Origin of the sequence: Pseudomonas sp. KK4 (assembly GCF_001984065.1) — a bacterium.
Taxonomy (GTDB): domain Bacteria; phylum Pseudomonadota; class Gammaproteobacteria; order Pseudomonadales; family Pseudomonadaceae; genus Aquipseudomonas.
The window spans coordinates 1-4,792 of the sequence record NZ_LYVP01000204.1 but is presented as its reverse complement, the minus strand read 5'-3'; the positions used below and the strand labels follow the sequence as shown (position 1 = coordinate 4,792).

Here is a 4,792-nt window from a genome sequence, read left to right as displayed (position 1 = left end):
GCCTTTGTAGGAGCGAGCATGCTCGCGATGGTCGTCAACGATAACGCGGGGAGCCTGACACCCCGCGGCGGCCTCGGGTTCATCGCGAGCGAGCTCGCTCCTACAGGGGGGGATTTGGTTTTTAGGAAAAGTCCTACAGAAAGCTCCGAGGCTCTTCCGTAGCCTTGCGCGCTCATTATTCGGACTCGCTCGCGGAGGCCATGTTGCCGAACAAGTCATTACGCATCCTGATCGCTGACGAACAACACTTCAATCGGCTGCGGATCGAACGCTGTTTCAACCAGCTCGGTTACTACGCGGTGGCGCCGGTGCAAAGCCTGGAAGAGTTGCTGATTCTGGTGGAGTACGCCAGCGAGCCCTTTGACCTTCTGCTGGTCAATGCGGCACTGGCGGGCGGTAAGCTCGACCTGCTGGATTTGTGCCTCGACAATCGCCAGCTCGAACGCGCGTTGATCTATGACGGCCAGCAGGCCGGGCTGGCGGTCATCCCGGCGGAACAGGGACAAAAGGTTCAGGTGAGCCACGCCTTATTGGCGGACCAAGCCTTGATCAGGGCGCTGATGGCGCGCATCGATCCGGTCCAGCCGTTCGTCGGCACTGTCATTTCTGTCAGGTAGTCCAACGCGGCAAGACGTGCCAGAGTCTATGCGCAGCCGCTGCGTCCCATCCGGGCCTTGCCCATTGTCGTGTTTTTGCTCAGGGAGTTGCCATGAGATCAGTGCTGATTGTGGACGATCATCCGGTGATTCGCGGCGCGGTCAAAATCGTACTCAGGCAGGAAGGATTCAAGCGCATCCTTGAAGCCGACAGCGGCAACGAAGTCTTGCCCATGATCCGCGAGCACAAACCGGACCTGGTGGTGCTGGACCTGAACCTTCCATCATTGGACGGGCTGGAAGTGCTGGCACGGATCAAGGCAGGCAACCTGGGGTGTCGGGTGGTGGTCTTCACATACCAGGACCAAAGGTTCTACCAGGATCGATGCATGCGCGCCGGTGCCGCGGCCTATGTCGCCAAGACCAATGACCTGGAGCATCTGCAGAAAGCCATCCATGCAGTGATGGGCGGCTACACCTATTTCGCCCAACTGCCCACCAGTTCTGTGTCGATGAGCAACTTGCAACGCAGCGAAAAGCAGATGATCGATCAACTGTCGGACCGTGAGCTGACTATCTTCCAGTTACTGGCCAGGGGCATCAGCAACAAGGAAATCGCCGCCGTCCTGCACCTGAGCCACAAAACCGTCAGCACCTACAAGACCCGGTTGATCGAGAAGCTCAACGTCGACTCGTCGGTGCATCTGCGCGACCTTGCCCAGCGCAACCATCTGATCTGAATGAACATCCTGTGCCGCGTGCTCTACCTGCTGGCGTTGCTGTGTCCTTGGGCATCGAGCGCCAGTGCGCAGCCGCAGATGCTGGCCTTGCTCGGGCGGTCCACCGTGGATGGCTACAGCGCGGCGCTGTCCGCCAGCGATACTCGCTGGTTGCAGCAAAAGGGCCGGTTGGCACTGGCGGTCTCGGCGCCCGATTATCCGCCGTTCGACATCACCACTTCGGGGCACACGTTGGAAGGCATCACCGCCGATTACGTCGGGCTGCTGCAGCAACTGTTGCGGGTGGAGATCGAGGTGCGACGCTACGATTCGCGAGCGGAGGCGGTCCAGGCGCTCAAGCAGGGCGAGGTGGACCTGCTGGGCACGGCCAACAGCTACGAGATGCAGGACCCGCAATTGCAGATGTCCAGTGCCTACGCGGTGGATCAACCGGTGCTGGTCACCCGCACCGATTCATCCTGGCTGCCGGACCCGGCGCTGGCGGGCGGACGCCTGGCGATGCTCTACCACTATTTGCCCGAGCGGCGGGTGCAGGAGTTCTATCCCGAGGCCAATGTCCAACTGTTCCCGTCGACGCTGGCAGCGGTGGGCGCGGTGGCGTTCGGTCAGGCCGACGTCTATCTGGGGGACGCGATCAGCGCCCATTACCTGATCCGCAAAAACTACCTCAACAATGTGCAACTGGCTGATTTCTCGCGCATGGAATCAGGACGGTTTGCCTTCGCCCTGACCGGTGACAATGCCCAACTGCTGCACATCATCAACCAGGCGCTGGGGGTAGTCCCGGCCAACGAACAGATGAACATCCTGCGGCGCTGGGGGGCGAACGACGTGTCGATGCCCGGTACGCAATCGCTGCAATTGAGCGTGGCCGAGCAGCGCTGGCTCGAACGACACCCCCGCGTGCGAGTGGCGATCAACGCCAATATCCCACCGATCACCTTCATCGACGGCAATGGCAAGTTTCGCGGCATCGGCGTCGATGTGCTGGCGAAAATCACCCTGCGCACCGGGCTGCAATTCGACATCCAGGCCATGCCGTCGGTGGCCGACATGGTCAGGGCGATCAAGAGCGGTGAAATCGATGTGCTGGCCGGCATCGGCCTCAGTTCCCAGCGTGAGGAAGACTTGCTGTTCACCCGGGCCTTCCTCACCAGCCCCTCGGTGCTGGTGACCCGCTTGGGGCCGGCCAACCCCAAAGTCCTTGATGATATGACCGGAAAAACCCTGGCACTGACCCAGGGCAACATCGCCGGTGAATTCGTGCGCCAACACTTCCCGCTGATCCGCTGTACGCAAGCGCCGCTGTCGGCCGACGCCATGGAAATGGTCGCCGAGGGCAAGGCCGATGGCAGTATCAATTCGCTGATCAGCGCCCGTTACCTGATTTCCCGGCAGTACCGTGATCGCCTGCAGGTGAGCAGTACAGTGGGCACCGATCCGGCCCGCAGCACCCTGGCCACCAGTCGCCAGGCGACCGAGTTGCATTCGATCCTCGACAAGGCGCTGCTGAGTATCCCCCCCGAAGAAATCGAAGAATTGACCCTGCCCTGGCGCAATGACCTGATGGTGGAGCAGAGCTACTGGCTGCGCCATCGTCAGGCGATATTCCAGGGCTTCGCCGCGGCCGGAGTGTTGCTGATCCTGGCCCTGGGTGCCGTCGCCTGGCAGCGCCGGCAGATCCGCCAGCGCCAGCAATGGCTCCAGCAATTGCAGGAAGCCAAGGACGCCGCCGACGATGCCAACCGGGCCAAGACCACGTTCCTGGCGACCATGAGCCACGAGATCCGCACGCCGATGAACGCGCTGATCGGCATGCTCGAACTGGCGCTTAAACGCGCCGACGAGGGCGTTACCGATCGCGCGGCCATCGAGGTCGCGTCCAATGCCGGGCAGCAATTGCTGGCGTTGATCGGCGACATTCTCGACATCGCCCGGATCGAGTCCGGGCACCTGTCGCTGTCGCCGGAGCGAGCCAATGTGCAGGGCCTGGTGCTGTCGGTGTGCCGGGTATTCGAAGGCCTGGCCCGGCAGAAAAACCTGCAATGGCGGGTTGAAACGAGTGAGCACAGCGACCGCGACGTGCTGATCGACCCCACGCGGTTCAAGCAGGTACTGTCCAACTTATTGAGCAATGCCATCAAGTTCACCGAGCAGGGCCAGATCAGCCTGACCCTGAAGGTCGCGCCCGCGCCGCCGGAGCGTCTGGCGGTGAGTGTGATCATCCAGGACAGCGGCATCGGTATCAGCGCCTTTGATCAGCAACGCCTGTTCAGCCCCTTTGTGCAGGCCGGCAACAATGAGCAGTCGGGCCGGCAGGGTTCAGGCCTGGGGCTGGTGATCAGCCGTACGCTGTGCGAAATGATGGGGGGGGCGCTCAAGCTCGACAGCGCCCTTGGGCGGGGCACCCGCGTAGAGGTAGAGCTGCAACTGGCGGCCCTGCCGGACGTTGAGTTGCCTGCGGGCGAATCGCCGCTCAAGACCCGGCCGTTGAACATTCTGGTGGTCGACGATTACCCGGCCAATCGCTTGCTGCTGTCACGGCAACTCGGTTACCTGGGGCATCAGGTGCTGGTCGCAGAGGATGGCCAGCAAGGTTTCGAAAAATGGCGTGAACAGGCCTTCGACCTGATCATCACAGACTGCAACATGCCGGTGGTCAGCGGTTATGAACTGGCCACGGCGATCCGCAAGGAGGAGCGTTTCGGCAGGGCGCAGCCGATGGTGATCCTCGGTTTCACCGCCAATGCCCAGCCGGAGGAAAAACTGCGCTGCATCGAAGCCGGGATGGACGATTGCCTGTTCAAGCCGATTCGGCTGGTGGACCTGAGCGCCTGGCTGGCGCAGCGGTTCCCGGGCGAAACCCAGTCCAGCCAGGAAATCGATTTGAGCGGGCTGCGACAGTTCACTGGCGCAGACGATGAACTGATCAGCCAGTTGCTGCACGACCTGGCCGTGACCAACCGCACTGACCGCGAACAGTTGCTGCGCATCAGCAGCAGTGCCGATTACCCCGCCCTGGGGGACCTTGCGCACCGCATCAAGGGCGGGGCACAGATGGTCCGGGCGCAGAACCTGGTGGACTGTTGCGAACAGCTGGAACAAGCCTGCAGCCAGGGCGATGCCTCGCTGATCGCCGCCGCGGTCGATCAGTTGCACCAGGCCATGACGCGGCTGGATCAAAGCCTGGCGAAAGGTTGATCGACGCATGCCCCCTGTGGCAGCTGGCCTGCCAGCGATAAGGCCAGCACCGTCAATATCAGCTGTGTCTGACCCACCGCTTTCGCGAGCAAGCCCGCTCCCACACTGGAACTTCGGTGAACGCTAATCCTGCATACCCCCCAATCAATTGTGGGAGCGGGCTTGCTCGCGAAGAGGCCGGCATCTTCAATATCGAGGGCGACTGACCTACCGCTTTCGCGAGCAAGCCCGCTCCCACACTGGATCTTCGGTGAA

Annotated in this window: 3 protein-coding genes; all 3 read left to right on the top strand. The window is 62.0% G+C overall.

Going from position 1 to position 4,792, the window contains the following annotated elements:
• Positions 1-203 precede the first annotated feature (203 nt).
• Complete coding sequence (locus B0W55_RS28675; protein ID WP_077049271.1) at positions 204-617, top strand: chemotaxis protein CheY; 414 nt, start codon at positions 204-206, stop codon at positions 615-617.
• A 92-nt stretch (positions 618-709) separates the two neighbouring features.
• The gene (locus tag B0W55_RS28670; RefSeq protein ID WP_077049270.1) at positions 710-1,336 is read left to right on the top strand and encodes a response regulator transcription factor; all 627 of its coding nucleotides are present in this window, start codon (positions 710-712) and stop codon (positions 1,334-1,336) included.
• The gene (locus B0W55_RS28665; RefSeq protein ID WP_077049269.1) at positions 1,337-4,537 is read left to right on the top strand and encodes a transporter substrate-binding domain-containing protein; all 3,201 of its coding nucleotides are present in this window, start codon (positions 1,337-1,339) and stop codon (positions 4,535-4,537) included. It abuts the gene before it with no gap.
• Positions 4,538-4,792: the final 255 nt, after the last annotated feature.